At 72.4% G+C, this 17,022-nt stretch carries 15 protein-coding genes; 13 read left to right on the forward strand and 2 right to left on the reverse strand.

What is annotated here, in order from left to right; all coding sequences use genetic code 11:
• Positions 1 to 40 precede the first annotated feature (40 nt).
• Genes AB0F70_RS26270 through AB0F70_RS26280 form a run of 3 tightly spaced genes read left to right on the forward strand, consistent with a single transcriptional unit; the run spans position 41 to position 2,635 of the window.
• Positions 41 to 859, forward strand: a complete 819-nt coding sequence (locus AB0F70_RS26270) for an ABC-2 family transporter protein (protein WP_357455849.1) — start codon at positions 41 to 43, stop codon at positions 857 to 859.
• Positions 852 to 1,673 (forward strand): ABC-2 family transporter protein, encoded by an 822-nt coding sequence (locus AB0F70_RS26275; RefSeq protein WP_357455852.1) that lies wholly within the window; start codon positions 852 to 854, stop codon positions 1,671 to 1,673. The genes AB0F70_RS26270 and AB0F70_RS26275 overlap by 8 nt, the downstream gene beginning before the upstream one ends.
• Positions 1,670 to 2,635 carry an ATP-binding cassette domain-containing protein gene (locus AB0F70_RS26280; RefSeq protein WP_357455855.1) on the forward strand — a complete coding sequence of 322 codons (966 nt, stop codon included), beginning with the start codon at positions 1,670 to 1,672 and terminating at the stop codon, positions 2,633 to 2,635. Before AB0F70_RS26275 ends, AB0F70_RS26280 begins: the two co-directional genes overlap by 4 nt.
• 25 nt (positions 2,636 to 2,660) lie before the next feature.
• On the opposite strand, the gene AB0F70_RS26285 is transcribed toward AB0F70_RS26280, so the two are convergent.
• Together AB0F70_RS26285 and AB0F70_RS26290 are read right to left on the reverse strand one after the other, a co-directional pair.
• Positions 2,661 to 3,974, reverse strand: a complete 1,314-nt coding sequence (locus AB0F70_RS26285) for a cytochrome P450 (RefSeq protein ID WP_357455858.1) — start codon at positions 3,972 to 3,974, stop codon at positions 2,661 to 2,663.
• A gap of 50 nt (positions 3,975 to 4,024) precedes the next feature.
• Positions 4,025 to 4,594, reverse strand: a complete 570-nt coding sequence (locus AB0F70_RS26290; protein ID WP_357455861.1) for a Uma2 family endonuclease — start codon at positions 4,592 to 4,594, stop codon at positions 4,025 to 4,027.
• A gap of 126 nt (positions 4,595 to 4,720) precedes the next feature.
• Here AB0F70_RS26290 and AB0F70_RS26295 point away from each other — a divergent pair, with 126 nt between their 5' ends.
• The 10 genes from AB0F70_RS26295 to ilvC all read left to right on the forward strand — a co-directional run bounded on the left by AB0F70_RS26295 (position 4,721) and on the right by ilvC (position 16,834).
• Positions 4,721 to 5,926, forward strand: a complete 1,206-nt coding sequence (locus tag AB0F70_RS26295; RefSeq protein WP_357455864.1) for a ketoacyl-ACP synthase III — start codon at positions 4,721 to 4,723, stop codon at positions 5,924 to 5,926.
• A 107-nt stretch (positions 5,927 to 6,033) separates the two neighbouring features.
• Positions 6,034 to 6,804 carry a glycosyltransferase gene (locus AB0F70_RS26300; RefSeq protein WP_357455867.1) on the forward strand — a complete coding sequence of 257 codons (771 nt, stop codon included), beginning with the start codon at positions 6,034 to 6,036 and terminating at the stop codon, positions 6,802 to 6,804.
• A 110-nt stretch (positions 6,805 to 6,914) separates the two neighbouring features.
• Positions 6,915 to 8,210 (forward strand): cytochrome P450, encoded by a 1,296-nt coding sequence (locus AB0F70_RS26305; protein WP_357455870.1) that lies wholly within the window; start codon positions 6,915 to 6,917, stop codon positions 8,208 to 8,210.
• Complete coding sequence (locus tag AB0F70_RS26310; protein WP_357455873.1) at positions 8,207 to 9,922, forward strand: class I adenylate-forming enzyme family protein; 1,716 nt, start codon at positions 8,207 to 8,209, stop codon at positions 9,920 to 9,922. The genes AB0F70_RS26305 and AB0F70_RS26310 overlap by 4 nt, the downstream gene beginning before the upstream one ends.
• On the forward strand, positions 9,919 to 10,893 hold the full coding sequence (locus AB0F70_RS26315) for an NAD-dependent epimerase/dehydratase family protein (RefSeq protein WP_357455876.1): 975 nt from the start codon (positions 9,919 to 9,921) through the stop codon (positions 10,891 to 10,893). Before AB0F70_RS26310 ends, AB0F70_RS26315 begins: the two co-directional genes overlap by 4 nt.
• A 57-nt stretch (positions 10,894 to 10,950) precedes the next feature.
• Positions 10,951 to 12,186, forward strand: a complete 1,236-nt coding sequence (locus tag AB0F70_RS26320) for an ATP-binding cassette domain-containing protein (protein WP_357455889.1) — start codon at positions 10,951 to 10,953, stop codon at positions 12,184 to 12,186.
• A complete protein-coding gene (locus AB0F70_RS26325) occupies positions 12,183 to 12,944 on the forward strand; it encodes a hypothetical protein (RefSeq protein ID WP_357455879.1) in 762 nt (253 codons plus the stop codon). Before AB0F70_RS26320 ends, AB0F70_RS26325 begins: the two co-directional genes overlap by 4 nt.
• Before the next feature lie 292 nt (positions 12,945 to 13,236).
• On the forward strand, positions 13,237 to 15,117 hold the full coding sequence (locus tag AB0F70_RS26330; protein ID WP_357455882.1) for an acetolactate synthase large subunit: 1,881 nt from the start codon (positions 13,237 to 13,239) through the stop codon (positions 15,115 to 15,117).
• 16 nt (positions 15,118 to 15,133) lie between these two features.
• Positions 15,134 to 15,658 (forward strand): acetolactate synthase small subunit, encoded by a 525-nt coding sequence (gene ilvN / locus AB0F70_RS26335; protein ID WP_116676587.1) that lies wholly within the window; start codon positions 15,134 to 15,136, stop codon positions 15,656 to 15,658.
• A 147-nt stretch (positions 15,659 to 15,805) separates the two neighbouring features.
• Entirely contained in the window at positions 15,806 to 16,834 is a 1,029-nt protein-coding gene (ilvC, locus tag AB0F70_RS26340; RefSeq protein ID WP_357455886.1) for a ketol-acid reductoisomerase, read from the forward strand.
• The last annotated feature ends 188 nt before the right edge of the window (positions 16,835 to 17,022 follow it).

A 17,022-nucleotide genomic window follows, 5' to 3' on the forward strand; every position in this document is an offset into this window, starting at 1 on the left:
TAGTGAGATCCGGCCGCCGGGCGAGTAAGGTCTCGCGCTTGTGCGCCCGCTCCCTTCCCCCGCCCGGAACCCCTACTGGCGGTTCCTGGTAGCCGGATTCCGCGGGCAGTCCGCCTACCCGCTGGCCACGCTCGCCGGCCTGGTGGCGAACGCGACCTTCGGCCTGCTCAAGGGCGGGATCATGGGCGCGGCGGTCGAGAGCTCGGGCGGTGAGCTCGCCGGCTACTCCGCTGCGACCATGGCGGCGTTCGTCTGGCTGGGCCAGGGCATGCTCGGCTCGGTGAACTTCTGGGGCGGCAGCGACCTCCAGACCCGGATCAAGTCGGGCGACGTCGCCGTCGACTTCCTGCGGCCCGTGAGCGTGCAGGCGGCCAACGTGCTGACGGACATCGGCAAGGGGCTGTTCGCCCTGCTGCCGCGCGGGCTGCCGAGCGTCGTCATCGGGGTGCTCGTGTCGAGCATGGCCCTGCCGCCCGACGCCGCCGCGTACGCGCTGGGGCTGACCAGCCTGCTGATCGGCATCACGGTCTCGCACGCCACCGTGTACGTCGTGGCCACCGCCGGGTTCTGGCTGGTGGAGACCCGCGGCGTCAGCGTGCTCTACATGGCGGTCTCCGGGTTCTTCGCCGGACTGTTCACGCCGATCTACCTGTTCCCGGACTGGCTGCTGACCCTCACGCTGCTCACGCCCTTCCCGTCGATGATGCAGTTCCCCATCGACGTGCTCTCCGGGCAGGTCACCGGGGCGGCCGCGTGGCAGCGCCTCGGGGTGCAGCTGGTGTGGCTGGCGGTGGTGCTCGTCGTCGGGTACCTGACCACGCGGGCCGGACGCCGCAGGCTGGAGGTGCAGGGTGGCTGAACCGCTGCGCAGGGCGCAGGCGTTCCGCGCCTACCGGGCGGTCCTCGCGAGCCGTGCGCGCTCCCAGGCGAGCCACCGGGCCAGCTTCCGGATGGACCTGGTCGGGGCGATGCTCGTCGGGCTCATCGAGTTCACCGAGATCTGGGTGCTGTACTCGGCGACGGGCGAGATCGGCGGGTTCACGTTCGCCCAGATCATGCTCGTGTTCGGCCTGTCCGACCTCGCGTTCTCCCTGGCCGACCTGGTCGCGGGGCACTGCGACCACCTTCCGGTATACGTCCGAGCGGGCACGCTCGACGTCTTCTTCCTGCGGCCGCAGCCGCTGCTGGCACAGCTGATGACCAGCGACCTCAGCCTGCGCCGGATCGGGCGGTGCCTGGTGGGTGCGACGTCGCTGACCGTGGGGCTGGTGCTCAACGACATCGACTGGAGCGTCGGCACCGTCGGCCTGCTGGTGCTCGCCCTGGCCTCCGGGTTCGTCATCTTCGCCGCGCAGTTCGTCACCGCCGCCGGGCTGCAGTTCTTCCTGATCAACGGCTCCGAGATGACCAACGCGTTCGTCTACGGCGGCCGGTACGCGGCCACGCAGCCGGCCGGTGTGTGGCCGCGCGCCCTGCTCGTCGTCTTCGGCGGCATCTTTCCCGTGGCCTTCGCGGCCTACCTGCCGGTGGCCACGCTGCTCGGCATGCCAGGTCCCGTCGGGCTGCCGACCTGGTTGGGCTGGTTCGCGCCGGTCGCCGCCCTCTGGGCGGTCGCCGTCGCGGGGCTGTGCTGGCGCTGGGGCCTTCGTCACTACCGAGGAGCGGGTGGATGAACATCATCGAGACCGACGGCCTGACCCGGGTGTTCACCGGGCGACCGGACCGCAAGAACCGGCTCCGCCGCAGCAGGCACGTCGCCGTCGACTGCCTCGACCTGACCGTCGAGGCGGGTGAGGCGGTCGGCTACATCGGGGCCAACGGCGCCGGGAAGTCGACGACTATCAAGATGCTCGTCGGCATCCTGGTGCCCACGAGCGGCACGGTGACCACGGCCGGGCTGCACCCCCTGAAGCAGCGCCGCGCGCTGGCCCGCCGGATCGGCGTGGTCTTCGGGCAGCGGTCGCAGCTCTGGTGGGACCTACCGGTGCGGGAGTCGTTCTCCATCCTCTCGGCCATCCACTCCCTGTCCGCGGCCGACGAACGCACCAGGACCGCCGAGCTGGTCGACATGCTCGAGATGGGGGAGTTCCTGAGCACGCCGGTGCGCCAGCTCTCGCTGGGACAGCGCATGCGGGCCGAGGTCGCTGCCGCGCTGCTGCACCGACCCGAGCTGCTGATCCTCGACGAGCCGACCATCGGCCTGGACGTGCTGTCCAAGCAGCGCCTGCGCGAGTTCCTCGTGGCGCAGCGGCGCGAGCACGGCACGACGCTGCTGCTCACCACGCACGACATGGGCGACGTCGAGCGGCTCTGCGACCGGATCCTCGTCGTCGACCACGGCAAGCTCGCGTTCGACGGCACCCTCGGCGGGCTGGCCCGGACCGTCGGAGCACGGCGCGAGCTCGTCGTCGACCTCGCCACCCCGACAAGTGACCTGGTCGACCTGGACGGCGCCGAGCACGTCCGCAGCGAGTCGGGCGGCCTGCGGCAGCGCCTCGCCTTCGACCCGCAGCGCACGACGGCGGCGCGCGTGCTCGCCGCGGTCTCCGAGCGGGCCGAGGTGCTGGACCTGTCGATCACCGAGCCCGACATCGAGGACGTGGTCCGCGAGATCTACCGCGCCACCCGCCACTGACCCACCTGCCCGCGACAGAGCCTGGTCAGGTGCGGGTGACGAGCAGCTCCGACCAGGCGGGGATCAGCACGCCCCGGGCCGCCCGACGGCGGACGACGCGCAGCGGCCGGTCCTCCGACCACAGCATCCGCAGCAGGGTGCCGATCTCGGCCCGGGCCAGTGCGGCGCCCAGGCACAGGTGCCGACCGGCGCCGAACCAGAGCTGGCGGGACTCGCGCACGTACGGGCGGTCGGCGCGGAACGGCCCGGCGGCGGCATTCGCCGACCACACCAGCAGCATGATCCGCTCGCCGGCACGCAACTGCGCGCCGCCCACCTCGACGTCGGCCGCCACGCCTCTGCCGATCACCGATGCCGGGCTCGTCACCCGCAGCCCCTCGCGCACCACGTTCTCGACCGGGTCCGACTCCCCGGGGTTCAGGAGCCCGGCCGCGCGCGCGTCGTCCCCTTCGACCACGGGTTTCGGAACCGCCGAACCAGGCTCCGCCCCCGCACGGATCGCCGCGAGCATCCGATGCTGCTCACCCGTGTCGATCAGCAGGGCGGTGATCCGGCCCATGGCGCTCGCGGCGGTCTCGGTGCCTGCGACCATGAGGAGCGACGCCAGGCCGGACGTCTCGGTGAGCCCGAGGCCGAGCTCCCGGCACCGGCCGAGCAGGGTGTCCGGCGGTGCGTCCCGCCAGCCGTCGGGGATCCCCGCGTTCAGCTCGGCGACGATGCCCTGCGCGGTAGCCACCTGGGCCGGCGTCAGGATCGTCGATCCAGCGGTGCCGAGGGCCACGGAGGCCAGGCGCTCGCCGGTCTCGAAGATCCGCAGCGCGCCCTCGTCGTCGGGCCAGGACCCGCCGTGCCCGGCGGGCCGAGGGATGCCCAGCAGGCAGATGACCATGCGGCCCACCAGGACGCGGGAGAGGTGCGCGACGTCCAGCGTGCCGCCCGAGCGCAGCACCTCGCCCGCTGCGGCGATCCGGTCGTCCCAGGCGGCGCTCACGAGATCACGCGAGACCGCCTCCGTGAACAGCTCGCGCGTGCGGGTACGCAGGTCGTGGTGCCCGGCGCCGTCGAACAGGTCGAGCACCCAGTCGCCGAGGATCTGGGCCCACAGGTTCCCGACGCCGCCCTCACCGAGGATCGTGAACGAACGGTGGTCGCGGAGGACCGTGCGGGCCACCACCGAGTCTGCCGTGACCCACCCGATGCCGGGCACCTTGCGAACCGGTGAGCCGCCGAGGGGTGCCCCCTGGGCGGCCGTACCGGCCAGGAGGAGTCCGGCCATCGCGGGCCGGGCGCGGTAGAGGAGGCCCAGCTCGTGCCGGGTGGTCGGGAGGGTAGGGATCACGGCCGTCACCCTATGGGCGAGTGGATCCGGCGCGGTACCGGTCCGGTCACTCAGCCGTGCAGGCTTTGAACGTCCAGCTCGATCGGGAACGGCAGGTCGACCTTGAGGGTGTCCCGGAAGATTCCGGTCGGGACGTAGGTAGTGGTCAGGTCGTCGAGCTCGTAGACATGGATCGTGGTGACCGAGTCGACGTCTTCGACCCGCCAGAAATGGCGGATACCTGCCTCGGCGTACTTGTGTGGCTTCACCACCGTGTCGCGGTGCTCCGACTCCGGGGAGACCACCTCGACCGCCAGGACGACGTCCTTGGCCTCGTAGCAGGTGGCATCGTCGTCGATCGGCGACGTCGATGCGATCAGGTCGGGCTCGGGGCGGTTGTGCTTGTCGAGGCGGACGGTCATCTCGCTGTCGGTGACGATTCCGTCCGGCGCCTGGCGCGTGAGGTGGGTCCGCAGGGCGAAGATGACGCTGCTGTGCCAGCGGCGTTGAGGGGACATCATGAAGACGAGGGCTCCGTCGATCAGCTCGGTGTGGCGTGGAGCGTCCGGCAGGTTGTCCAGGTCCTCGGCGAGCCAACCCTCCGGGCGCGGAGGGCGCATCCAGTCGGGGAGCTCGGTCATGGCACCACGGTAGCAACGCGCATCTGTCGTGTCATGACTCGCCGCTGCCGCTGTCGATCGCATACCTAGACGTTAATACGTCTAGCCGTCATCGGCACGTTATGGGCGTGCCCTACTGTGTCGCGGGTGCTTCCCGAACCGGCCGCCGTGCTGAACCCGGCACCTACTCGACCTGCTGAGCCCTCCGCGTCGCCCCGGCTGCCCCCGCGCCCCGTCGCCCGCATCGCCGGCGTCGCGGTGCACCTGCCCGAGCGCACGCGCGACGTGGCCGAGGCCGAGCGTGAGCTGCACCGCAGGAATCCGAAGGTCGCGCCCCGCATCCCGATGGTCTCGCGCCTGACGGGAGTGCGCCGCATCCACGTGGCCGACGACGACCAGCAGGCGTCGGACCTCGCCGTCGCCGCCTCCCGAAAGGTCCTGGACCGTGCGGGCCTGCGGCCGGACGACGTCGACCTCCTGATCTTCGCGTCCGCCACGCAGGACATGATCGAGCCGGCGACCAGCCACATCACTGCCGCCAAGCTCGGCGTCCGCGCACCGGTCATGGACGTCAAGAACGCCTGCAACTCGGTGCTCAACGGCATCGAGGTGGCCGAGGCGCTCATCGGCACCGGCCGGTACCGCCGCGTGCTCGTCGCGTGCGGCGAGATGCCCACGCGCGGGGTGCGCTGGGACGTGCCCGACCGCAGCACGTACGCGATGTCCGCTGCCGGCTACACGATGTCCGACGCCGGGGCGGCGGTGCTCGTCGAGGCGACCGGCGCCGGGATCGTGCCCGGCTTCGGGCCAGGCGCCGCGCACCGGCGCGGCGACACGTTCCAGGACGGCTTCGAGGACGACCTGGCGGCCGAGCTCGCGGGGCTCGTCGAGCCCGTGGGCAGGCCGTCGGGGATCCTCGCCTCGGTGTTCGCCGCCGAGTCGCAGCACTGGGACGTCGGCATGCTCCCGGGCGGCGGCACGGTGAACCCGCGCGACCCCGAGCGCAGCTACTTCGAGATCGACGGCTCGCGACTGCGCGAGGCCTTCGTCGCCTTCGGTCCGGGCCCCGTCGAGCAGGCGCTCGCCGCCGCGGGCGTGACCATCGACGACGTCAGCCTCATCGCCGTGCACCAGGTGGCGGTCGCGTACCTCGCGGACGTGCACCGGGCGCTCGGCGTACCGGCCGACCGCACGATCCTCACGGTGGCCGACCACGGCAACATCGCCTCGGCGACGCTGCCGCTGCAGCTGGCCACCGCGCTGGAGTCCGGCCGACTGCGGCGCGGCGACGTCGTGCTGCTGCTCGGCCTGGCCGGCGGGATCAGCATGGGCGCGATGGTGGTCCGGTGGTGACCCCGCGCCGCATGCGGAGTGCAGCGGACGGTGCAGGCCGAGGAACGAGGCATGCGCCGGGAGCGGAGCGTAGCGAAGGCGCGGAGCGAGCCCTGCAGCTCGGCCCGGTGGCGGGGCGCCCGCGGCTCGCCGTCGTCGTGCCCGCGCTGAACGAGGCGCACGAGCACGGGATCCTGCGCACGCTCGAGGCGCTGCACGCGCAGGAGGACGACGACTTCGACCTCGTGGTCGTGGACAACGGGTCCACCGACGGCACGCCCGACGTCGTGCGCAAGGCGATAGCCGACTGGGGACGGCTGCGCTGGCAGGTAGTGACCGAGGACCAGAAGGGGACCGGCGCCGCCGCGGACACCGGTATGCGCGCGGCCATCGCGCTCGGCGCCGAGCTGCTGGCCCGGACGGACGCCGACTGCCTGCCGCCGCCCGGGTGGACGAGCGCGGTACGGGAGGCGTTCGCGTCGGGCGACGAGCTCGTCGCCGGCCGGCTCGTCCCGCGCGACGACGACGTGCCCGTGTCGCGGTTCCAGCAGGGCGTGCTGTCGTTCGCGCTGTGGGCGTCGAGCACGTTCGGCAAGGTCCGCCCGGGGAACCAGGACGAGGAGTACCTCGGGCCGTACGTGATGGCGCCCGGCTGCAACATGGCGATCACCGCGTCCCTGTACGAGCGGGCGGGCGGGTTCCCGCGCACCCGGATCGAGGACCTGCACGAGGACCGCGCGCTGGTCAACGCGGTACGGCGGCTGACGACGCGGTACGCCGAGCACCGCACGGTGTGGGTGCGCGCCTCGACGCGCCGCGTGCACGCCTGGGGACTGGTGCGCACGCTCGGCTGGTACGCCGACCACCGCTACCGCCCCGAGATAGTGGACATCCGATGAGGGCCGCGCTCCGGGAGCCCAGTGGCGAGGCTCCGCCGTCGGCCCCGAAAAGTGTGCCAGGCGTCGAGCCGTTGCTGACCACAGCGGCCGCTGCCACGACGAAGCCTTCCTTGGCAGCGGCTGCTGTGGTCGACCGCCGTCCACCGGTCGTCACCGCACAGGGCCACGGCTGGGCCTCGCCCGAGTCCTTCTGGGAGGAGCGGGTGCAGCGCGCCGCGCATCCTCTCGCGTACCCGGCGCTACGGTCGTTGCGGGACCGGCCGGTGGTGCGCGTGCCCCGCATCGGGGTGGTGGTGAGCGACGCGGAGCTCGCCCGCGAGGTGCTGCTCGACCTGTACAACTTCTCGAAGGTGGGCCCGGGGGCGCCGTCGGACCTGTGGACGCCGGTGCTCGGACCGTCGGTGCTGCTCAACATGGAGGGCGCCGAGCACGCCGCGCTGCGGCGCGCGCTCGGGCCGCTGTTCTCGCCCCGGGCGGTCCGCGAGCTCGTGGCCGCGGACGGCGACCGCGGCGCGGGCGTGCTGCCCGACCTCACGCGACGGCTCGCCGCGGGGGAGACCGTGGACCTGGCGACGACGGTCGGCGCACAGGCCGGTGCGGTGATCTGCGGGATGGTGGGGCTGCCGCCGACCGACGAGGCGGTGCGCTCGTCGATGGCCGCCGCCCAGACGATCACCGGGATGGTGCGGCTGCACAGGCACGGGCTCACCCGGTCCCAGGTGGCGCAGGCGCGCACCGTGCTCGAGCGGCTCACCGCGCCCGCGCGAGCGGCCTACCGCGCCGGCGACCCCGCGACGGTCCCCGGGCGGATGCGCGACCTGGGGCTGTCCGAGCGGGAGGCGATGGGCGCCGTCGGGGCGTTCGTGCTCACCGGGACGGAGACCATCCAGTCGCTGGTGCCACGGCTCGTGGCCATCGCGCACGACACCGGATGGACCCAGCGCCTGCTGGCCGACGACGCGCAGCTGCGGAGGCGCGCCGTCGAGGAGGCGCTGCGTGTCACCGTGCCGACCCCCGCGATGCTGCGTTCGGTGCGGGCCGACACGTCGGTGGGCGGCGTGCCGGTCACCGCAGGGGACCGCGTGGTGATCGCCACCGTGAACTGCTGCCGGGCGGGCGGCGGCTTCGATCCCGACCGGCCGATCGAAGCCGCGGTGCGGCACCTCTGGTTCGGGGCGGGCCCGCACTTCTGCCTCGGCATGCCGCTCGCGATGGCGCAGGTCGACGCGGTGCTCGACGCGCTAGCGGCGGCGGCGTCGGACGGGCGTGTGCCGGTGGTGGGACGACGCCGCGCCGCACGCGGCGTGCTGGTCCCCGCGTACAGCTCGCTGGAGGTCAGCCTGCGGGGTGCGGACGGTGCCGCGAGCCCGGTCCCGACGTCGACCTGGACGCGGGAGGCGTCGTGAAGCACCTCGTCGATGAGCTGCTGGACGTCGCGCGGAGCACGCCCGACGTCGTCGCGCTCCGCTGGTTCGGTGGCCGCGCCGGCGGGCGTGTGCGCGAGGAGGTGACGTTCGGCGGCCTCGCCGAACGGGTGGAGCGGACGGCGGCCGCGCTGCGAGCGCAGGGCATGGAGCCCGGCGACCGCGTGCTGTTCAGCATCCGGCCCCGCCCGGAGGGTGTGGTCCTGTGCCTCGCGGTCCTGCGTGCGGGTGGCGCTGTGGTGTTCGTGGATCCGGGTTCGACGCCGGAGCTGTTCGCGGCGCGGATCGCGGCGGCGAGGCCACGCTGGGCCGCGACGGAGGCGTTGCTGTACGCGGCGTCGTCGGGTCCGTTGCGGGGGATCGCGCGGTCTCGCGGCCTGCTGCTCCCGGACTACGGGCAGCTGCCGGTGCGGCACCTGTACACCGGCCGGTGGCTCCCCGGTGTGCCGCGTGGCGCGCACCGCGTGGCGCGGCTGGGGCGGGCGGTTCCCGGGACGGTTCGGGCCTCGGAGGAGGTGGCGGAGGCGGACGGCGAGGCGCTGGTCGTCTTCACGTCCGGGACGACGTCGGACCCGAAGGCGGTGGTGCACACCGCACGCACGCTCGGCGGGATGCTTGACCTGTTCGCGCAGGTCGGGGACCTGAAACCCGGGCAGCGGGCGCATACGGACCAGATGTTCCTCGGGCTGCCCGCGATCATCGCGGGCGGTACGTGGGAGATCCCCGCGAGGGCCCCGAAAGATGCGCCGGAGGCGTTCGCGCGCGGGGTCGCGGGGGCGGACTCCTCGTTCCTCGTGCCCGCCGACGTGACCGCGCTGCTCGACGTCCTGGAAGCCGGGAGCGAAGCGGGGAGCTTCGCGGGGCCCGCCGCGAGCGCAGCGGGTCCGGCCGTGCTCGCGGTCGGTGCGGCGCCCGTTACCGTCGCGCTGCTCGAACGTGGCCGTCGTGTCCTGCCGGGTACGCGCTGGCTCGCCGTGTACGGCGCTACCGAGATCCTGCCGGCGGCGGTGACCGATGCGGACGAGAAGATCGCGGCCGTCGCTGCGGGGGATCTCGTCGGCCGGCCGCTGGGTGGCATAGGCGTGCGGATCGACACGGCGGCGGCGCGGGACCCGGAGGACTCGGAGACCCCTACGGACTCCGTCGACCCGGACGACGAGCACGAGGTGGGCGAGCTCGTGCTGACGGGACCGTCCCTGATGGCCGGGTATCTCTCCGACCTCGACGCGGGCGGGGCACGGGCGGTCGAGCACCGCACCGGCGACCTCGCCTATCAGGACGCCGAGGGGCGGATCGTGCTCGTCGGCCGTAACCGGGACATGATCATCCGCGGGACGGTGAACATCTACCCGGGTCTGTTCGAGCCCCGGCTGCGAGAGCTGCCGGGCGTCGCCGACGCCGTGCTGGTCGGCGTTCCGGTGCCCGACGGCGACGAGCGGGTGGTTCTTGTCGTGACGGCCGAGGGAGTGACGGCCGAGGGCGGCACCCGGGAGGCGGGCGCCCCGGTGGTCCGGACGGGTACCGAGCTGGCCCGGGCGGTCGCCGACCAGGTGGCGCAGGTCCTGGACCACGGTGCGCTGCCCGACCTGGTCGTCGAGGCGACGTACGTGCCGGTCGCGGGCCGGTCCCGGAAGCCTGATCGTCGTGCACTGGTCAACTTGGTTTCACCGCTGACCGGTACAGTGCGCGCATGAGGGTGGCGGTGACCGGTTCGTCTGGTTTTGTTGGTGGTGCTGTGGTTCGCGATCTGGCGGCGCGTGGACATGAGGTGATCGCGTTCTCGCGCCGGGTTCCGTGCCTGCCCGTCGGCTCGCCGCATCAGGTCGCGCACCAGGTCTGGGACCTCCGGGACGGGCCGCTGGCCAAGGAGGACCGGCCGGAGCACGTCGACGCCGTCGTGCACTGCGGTGCCGCGGTGCGAGACGGCGGCAGCCATGCCCGCGCCTGGGTGGTCAACGTCGAGGGCACCCGCGCGGTGCGCGAGTCGTTCCCCGAGGCGCGGTTCGTGCACGTGTCCTCCGGCAGCGTGTACGACCCCCGCACCCCGAGCGTCGCGGTGACCGAGGGGGAGGCCCCGGTACGCGGCTACGTCAACGCCTACGGCTCCACCAAGGCGGCCGCGGAGCGGTACCTGACCGCCGACGCCGCACGCGGGGACCGCGGTCCCGTGATCGTCCTGCGGCCGCACGCGGTCTACGGCCCCGGCGACACGACCCTGCTGCCGCGCCTCGAGTCGGCGGCGGTAGGCGGGTGGCTGCCGATTCCCGGTGGGGGCAAGGTGCGTCAGCACCTCACGCACGTCGACACCCTGGTGCTGGCGATCCGCGCGGCGCTGGTCGCCGACGTCGAGCCCGAGGCAGCCGCCGGACGGCCGCTCGTGGCCAACGTGGCGGACGCCCGGCCCGTCGACCTCCACGAGACGCTCGAGCTGCTGATGTTCGCCAGGTTCCGGCCCGTGCAGGTCGTGGACATCCCGGTCCGGCTCGCCAACGCCCTGGCCTGGGCCGGCGAACGGGTGTCCCGCTGGACGGGACGCGAGCCACGCCTGTCGCGGTACGCGATCAGCCACCTCGCGATGGAGCGCACCTACGACCTCACGGTGCTGCGCGAGCGGCTCGGCGTCGACCCGGCACCGACGTCGCTGCACGGCGCGATGAGCTGGTAACCGCCTCCTCGGCCCGCTGGTGGCTGGCTGTCCGGAATGCCCTACCCTGTGCGGGTGATGCCAGGGAGCGACACCGCGGTCGAGACGCTCGGCCTGCGCAAGTCCTACCGGTCGCTGCGGGGACGAGTCGTCGGCGTCGAAGGCCTGGACCTCCGTGTGCCGACCGGAGGCGTCCACGCGCTGCTGGGCCTGCCGAGGTCGGGCAGGACCACGACGCTGCGCCTCCTCACCGGCCTGGCGCACGCCGACGGCGGCGCCATCAAGATCTTCGGCGTACCCGTACCTGAAGGCCTGCCCGACCTCGCCGGCCGGATCGGCGCCGTCGTCGGCAGCGCCGGGTTTCACGGCAGCCTGAGCGGACGCCGCAACCTGGCTCTCCTCGCGAGCGCAGCCGGGGTACCGCGCGCCCGGGTGGACGAGGTGCTCGCGCGGGTACTCCTCACCGACCGTGCCAAGGCGGCCTACAGCACGTACTCGGCCGACGAGGGACGCCGCCTCGCGCTCGCCGCCGCGCTCCTGGGCGACCCCGACCTGCTCGTCGTCGACGAGCCGAGCGCCGGGCTCGACGCCGTCGGCACCCGCGAGATCCGGCAGGCCCTGCGGCACCTCGCCGACCAGGGCAGGACGGTGCTGGTCGCGACCGGCGTCCTGACCGAGGCGCAGCAGATCGCGGACACGGTGACGGTGCTCGACGACGGACGTGTCCTCGCACAGGGCACGGTGGCGGACCTCCTGGGGGACGCCGAGGTGAGCGTCCGGGTCCGCCTCGACGAGCCGGCAACGGCCGCGACGGTCCTGCGCGCCGCCGGGTTCAAGGTCCGGGTCAGCACCGCCGACGGCGGGACGCTGCACGTCGACGGCGTCACCGAGCCGGCGGACATCACCAGGGCGCTCGCGAAGCAGAAGCTCTTCGTGAGCGAGCTGGTTCCGCTGCGCGAGGACCTGGCGGCCGTCGTGGGGCGGCTGCGGCCGGTCGTGGCACCCGCGCCGAAGGTCGTCAGCCGTGCGGAGGAGCGGGCCGCCCGCAAGGCCGCCGAACGGCAGGTCGCTGATCGCAGGAAGGCGGCTGAGCAGCGCAAGACCGACAAGGAAGCGGCGGCGAAGCCGGACGCGCCCAAGCCGAGCGCCCCGAAATCCAAGCCGAAAGCAGAAGAGCCGAGCGCCCCTAGGCCGAGCGGCCCTAAGCCGAGCGTCCCGAAGTCCAGCGCCCCCAAGCCGAGGCCGAGCGTTGAAGAGCCAGGCACCGCCAAACCCGGCACCCCGAAGTCGCAGCACTCGAGAGGAAACCGATGACGGGCCTGGTGTGGGCGGAGCTGCGGCGGTTCGGCGTGCGGCCGGCGATCCGCTGGATCGCCGCGGGGATGCTGGCGCACGTGGCGCTGGCGGTCGTGCTGACGGCGTTCGAGGCTGATGCCTCGACGCTCGCCGCGATGCTGGGCCAGGGCCAGATCTCGTTCTACTCGATGACGTCGGTGTTCCTGGCCTGCGCGGCGGGCGTGCTGCTCGTGACGGGGGACGCGGCGTCGGGCGGTACGCGGGCCCTGCTGACCGTCGAACCACGCAGGGGGCGCGTGTACTGGAGCAAGGTGGCGGCCGCGGCGCTGGCGGTCCTGCCAGGCGTGGCCGCGGCGTACGCGCTGCTGGCGGCGGGCGTGTACGGGGTGCAGGCTCGCGCGGGAGCGCTCGGCGGGCCGCCGGTCGACCTGGCGCTCGCGCTCACGTGGAGCGGCGTGCGGGTGCTCGCGCTCGCGGCCTGCGCAGCGGCCGGCGGTGCCGCGCTGGGGGTGCTGGTGCGACGCTGGTGGGTGGCGGTCCCGCTCGTCGCGGCGTGGTTCCTGGTCGAGGAGACGGTCCTGAGCACGGCGACCAGGGGCCGGGATTGGTTCTTGGTCGCGAACGCGGGCGGATGGGTTCGCGGCGGGCCGGACGTCCTGGCCGGGGACGGGCTGCTCGCCGTCCCGCTCGTGCACAGTGCGCTCCTGCTGCTGGGGGTCACGGCGGTGCTGACCGTCCTCGGCTGGGTGGCGTTCCGGCACCGGGACGTACCCTGACTGCCTTGCCGATGCGCCGCCGAGGCGCGGGATCCTGCGGCTGAAGACCCTTGTTGTCTCGGATCGTGGGACCATCGGCCCGCTGAGTGACATCGCCGCAGATTCGGCGTAACGTGCGTCACGTGCAGACGATCATTCTTGTAGTACTTCCTGAGCGCGCGGCCTAAGCCCAGCACAGGCATCGTCCGCGCGCTCACCCTGGCAGTCCTTGCTCCCCAAGGACCCGGGGTTTTTTTGTTGTCACGAACGCTCGCTTTCGCCCCAGGACGGGGCGCGACGGCAGGAGATCCGTATGACCGGCACACCGACACCCGCACAGATCGCTGCGCGCGCCGAGGCGCGTGACCAGGTGCGCACCGAGCTTCGGTCCCGCGTGGTTAGCGGCAAGGCCGAGCCCGAGGCCGCTACGCCTCGCGTCGGTCCGGAGGAAGTCACGGGTGCGCAGTCCATCGTCCGCTCGCTCGAGGAGGTCGGTGTCGACACCGTCTTCGGCATCCCGGGTGGCGCGATCCTGCCTCTCTACGACCCGCTGATGGACTCCGCCAAGCTCCGCCACATCCTCGTGCGGCACGAGCAGGGCGGCGGCCACGCGGCCTCGGGCTACGCCCACGCGACCGGCAGGGTCGGGGTGACCATGGCGACGTCGGGCCCCGGCGCGACCAACCTGGTGACGCCGATCGCGGACGCGCACATGGACTCGATCCCGCTCGTCGCGATCACCGGCCAGGTCGCCTCCGCGTCGATCGGGACGGACGCGTTCCAGGAGGCCGACATCGTCGGCATCACGCTGCCGATCACCAAGCACAACTTCCTGGTCACCGACCCGGCCGACATCCCGCGCACCATCGCAGAGGCGTTCCACATCGCCTCGACGGGGCGGCCGGGACCGGTGCTCGTGGACATCTCGAAGTCCGCGATGCAGTCGCGCACCACGTTCTCGTGGCCGCAGGAGCTGCAGCTGCCCGGCTACCACCCGGTGACCAAGCCGCACTCGAAGCAGATCCGGGAGGCCGCGAAGCTGCTGGCCACCGCCAAGCGCCCCGTGCTGTACGTGGGCGGTGGCGTGATCCGGTCCGGCGCGGCGGACCTGCTGCGCAAGCTCGTGGACCTGTCCGGGGCGCCCGTCGTGACGACCCTGATGGCCCGCGGCGCGGTGCCGGACAGCCACCCGCAGCACCTCGGCATGCCCGGCATGCACGGCACGGTGCCCGCAGTGGCGGCGCTGCAGAAGGCGGACCTGGTCTTCGCGCTGGGCGCCCGGTTCGACGACCGCGTGACGGGCAAGCTCTCGAGCTTCGCCCCGCTGGCCGCGATCATCCACGCGGACATCGACCCCGCGGAGATCGGCAAGAACCGCGAGGCGGACGTCCCGATCGTGGGTGACCTCCGCGAGGTCATCGGCGACCTGCTGCCCGAGCTGGCCAAGGAGCACGAGGCGCACGGCAAGCCCGACGTCGCGGGCTGGTGGCACCAGCTCGACGAATGGCGCCGGACCTACCCCCGCGGCTACACCCAGCCGGAGGACGGCAACCTCTCGCCGCAGCATGTGATCCAGCGGCTCGGCGAGCTGACCGGACCCGACGGGATCTACGTCGCGGGCGTGGGGCAGCACCAGATGTGGGCGGCCCAGTTCATCAGCTACGAGCGGCCCAACACCTGGATCAACTCGGGCGGGCTCGGCACGATGGGCTACTCCGTCCCCGCGGCGATGGGTGCGAAGGTCGGCCAGCCGGACCGGACGGTCTGGGCGATCGACGGCGACGGCTGCTTCCAGATGACCAACCAGGAGCTCGCCACCTGCACGATCAACGACATCCCGATCAAGGTCGCGGTGATCAACAACAGCTCGCTGGGCATGGTGCGGCAGTGGCAGACGCTCTTCTACGAGTCGCGCTACTCCAACACCGACCTGCACACCGGCCACGGCACCATGCGCGTGCCGGACTTCGTGAAGCTCGCCGACGCGTACGGCTGCGAGGGCATCCGCGTGGAGCACGCCTCCGACGTCGACGCCGCGATCAAGCGGGCCAACGAGATCGACGACCGCCCGGTGGTCGTGGACTTCACCGTCTCGCGTGACGCGATGGTGTGGCCCATGGTCGCCGCCGGCGTGAGCAACGACGACATCCAGTACGCACGCGGCATCTCGCCGGCGTGGGACCGAGAAGACTGAGCGAGGACTGAATCCCATGTCGAGGCACACCCTGTCCGTGCTCGTGGAGAACAAGCCCGGCGTGCTCACGCGCGTCGCCGGGCTGTTCGCCCGGCGCGCGTTCAACATCCACTCCCTGGCGGTGGGCCCCACGGAGCACGAGGAGATCTCGCGCATCACCGTGGTGGTCGACGTCGAGGAGCACCCCCTGGAACAGGTCACGAAGCAGCTCAACAAGCTGATCCACGTGATCAAGATCGTCGAGCTCGAACCCGAGTCGTCGGTGCACCGCGAGCTGCTGCTCGTCAAGGTGCGGGCCGACGCCGCCACCCGTACCGGGGTGCTCGAGGTCGTCGAGATGTTCCGGGCGCGCGTCGTCGACGTCGTGCCGGAGTCCGTGGTCATCGAGGCCACCGGACCCGCCGCGAAGCTCGACTCCCTCCTCGCGGCGCTGGAACCGTACGGCGTCCGTGAGATCGTCAAGTCCGGGACCCTGGCCATCGGCCGGGGCGCCCGCTCCATCACCGACCGCGCGTTCGAGCGCGCCGTCCGGTCCGCGTGAGACCAGAGTGAAGTGCAGGGTGGGGACCGAGGAACGAGGTACCCGCCCGAAACGGAACGCCGGTCTCACGCGGCGACAGGCACCGCGTGACCGCCTGACCTACCGACTTACTTTCCATCCCAGAAATCACATTGAGGAGCAAGAACCGTGGCTGAGCTGTTCTACGACGATGACGCCGACCTGTCGATCATCCAGCAGAAGAAGGTTGCCGTGATCGGCTACGGCAGCCAGGGTCACGCGCACGCCCTGAACCTGCGTGACTCCGGCGCCCAGGTGACCGTGGGTCTGCGCGAGGGCTCGGCGTCCCGCGAGAAGGCCGAGAACGAGGGCCTCGCGGTCGCGACGGTGCCGGACGCCGTCCGGGATGCCGACGTCGTCGTCATCCTCGCGCCCGACCAGGTGCAGCGGCACGTGTACGCCGACGACATCGCGCCGAACCTCAAGGAGGGCGCGGCGCTCGTCTTCGGGCACGGCTTCAACATCCGTTACGGCTACATCAAGCCCGAGGCCGGCCACGACGTGCTCATGGTCGCCCCCAAGGGCCCGGGCCACATCGTGCGCCGCGAGTTCGCCGACGGCCGCGGCGTGCCCGTGATCGTCGCCGTAGAGCAGGACGCCTCGGGCTCCGCCTGGGAGCTCGCCCTGTCGTACGCCAAGGGCATCGGTGGCCTGCGCGCCGGCGGTATCAAGACGACGTTCACCGAGGAGACCGAGACCGACCTGTTCGGTGAGCAGGCAGTGCTCTGCGGCGGCGCCTCGCAGCTGGTCCAGTACGGGTTCGAGACGCTGACCGAGGCCGGCTACCAGCCGGAGGTCGCGTACTTCGAGGTGCTGCACGAGCTCAAGCTGATCGTCGACCTCATGGTCGAGGGCGGCATCGCCAAGCAGCGCTGGTCCGTCTCCGACACCGCCGAGTACGGCGACTACGTCTCCGGCCCGCGGGTCATCGACCCGAGCGTCAAGGAGAACATGAAGGCCGTGCTGGCCGACATCCAGAACGGCGCCTTCGCGGAGCGGTTCATCGCCGACCAGGACGCCGGCGCCCCCGAGTTCAAGGAGCTGCGCGCCAAGGGCGAGCAGCACCCGATCGAGACGACGGGCCGCGAGCTGCGCAAGATGTTCTCGTGGATCAAGCCGTCCGACTCGGACTACGTCGAGGGTTCCGCGGCTCGCTGACCCACTCGCACTGAATTTCGCGCCGGCCGAGCGGTCCGGGACCCTGGTCCCGGCAGGGGCGACGGCGCGGGGAGCGTGTACCGATCCGGGGTGTGTTGCTCTGCGTGGACACTGTCTACGCAGAGCAACACACCCCCGGGCCGGTGTGTGACCCCGCGCCACCGGGACGCCCGACCCGGTCCGCCCCA

The sequence above is a fragment of the Promicromonospora sp. NPDC023805 genome (assembly GCF_040639635.1).
Classification (GTDB): domain Bacteria; phylum Actinomycetota; class Actinomycetes; order Actinomycetales; family Cellulomonadaceae; genus Promicromonospora.